Annotated in this window: 1 protein-coding gene; it reads right to left on the bottom strand. The window is 46.2% G+C overall.

Features of this window, described 5'->3' with window-relative positions; genetic code table 11:
- A partial coding sequence (locus A3763_RS19275) for an efflux RND transporter permease subunit (RefSeq protein WP_197482986.1) occupies positions 1 to 1,640 on the bottom strand: 1,640 nt, incomplete at both ends.

Here is a 1,640-nt window from a genome sequence, read left to right as displayed (position 1 = left end):
TCAATATCAATCTTTACATAGCGACCACCGGCGACGCGTTCAGAGTACACCGATGCCGTACCTTCCACTTCAGGTAAAACTTCTTCTAATCGTTTACCGATTTTCTCGATCTCAGACAAACTCGGGCCGGCGATCTTAATGCCTACAGGCGTTTTAATACCCGTTGATAGCATGTCGATTCGCGTTTTGATTGGCATGACCCAGGCATTCGTCAAACCAGGGAATTTAACCAAACTATCAAACTCCTGGCGTAGGCTTTCTGTCGTCACGCCAGCCCGCCATTCACTTCGCGGTTTAAGTTGAATGAATGTTTCGATCATCGTGAGCGGTGCTGGGTCAGTCGCTGTTTCGGCACGCCCGACTTTACCGAAAACAGACTCGACCTCTGGTACGGTTTTGATCAACTTATCGGTTTGTTGGAGTAGCTCTCTCGCCTTGCCGACTGATACACCGGCATATGTTGTAGGCATATACATCAAGTCACCTTCGTCCAATGGTGGCATGAATTCGCTTCCTAGCTTAGTCGCTGGCCATAAACCAACCACTAAGACAACAGCAGAAAACAAAAGAGTCGTTTTAGGAAAAGCCAACACACCTTTGATCACTGGTTTATACATGGCAATCATCAAGCGGTTAATCGGGTTTTTATGTTCAGGCGTCACTTTTCCACGAATAAAGTAGCCCATCAACACTGGCACGAGTGTAATAGCAAGACCTGCGGCAGCTGCCATCGCATAGGTTTTAGTGAACGCCAGGGGTGAAAACAACTTGCCTTCTTGTGCTTCAAGAGTGAACACAGGCAGAAAGCTGGCTGTAATAATCAACAAAGAGAAGAATAAAGGTGGCCCGACTTCAGATGCAGCCTGGGTAATCACCTGCCAACGGTTTTCATCTGTCAGCTCTGTTTTTTCCATATGCTTATGAACGTTTTCAATCATGACGATGGCGCCATCAACCATCGCACCGATCGCAATCGCGATTCCACCCAGAGACATAATATTGGCGTTCAAACCTTGCTGATACATGATGATAAAGGCCGTGAGAATACCCACAGGCAAGCTAACCAGTACAACCAGAGATGAACGGAAATGAAATAGGAAAAGCGCACAAATAATAGTTACGACGATAAACTCTTCTAATAGCTTTTCGTAGAGGTTATCGATTGCTCGACTAATCAGGCTTGAACGATCATAGGTTGTTACAACCTCTACTCCGTCAGGCAGGCCTTTCTTCAAACTCTCCAATTTTGCTTTCACATTATCAATAACGCTTTGTGCATTCTCGCCAAAGCGCATCACTACAACACCACCGACCACTTCACCTTCGCCGTTCAATTCAGCGATGCCGCGTCGCATCTGTGGACCCAATTCAATCTTGGCAATATCTTTCAAAAGCAGTGGCGTGTTATTAGCGTTTATACCGAGTGGAATATTTTTAATATCATCTACACTTTGCAAGTAGCCGCTAACGCGCACCATGTACTCTGCTTCAGCCATCTCGATAACAGAAGCACCGGTTTCCTGGTTGGCCTTTTTAATTGCCATGCCAACATGGGCTAAAGGAATGTCGTAAGAGCGGAGTAGGTTCGGATCAACTTCAATTTGGTACTGACGCACCATACCGCCTATTGTCGCTACTTC

This window comes from Oleiphilus sp. HI0128 (genome assembly GCF_001635365.1).
Note: the sequence above shows the minus strand (reverse complement) of the source record. Positions and strands in the feature narration are given on the sequence as shown.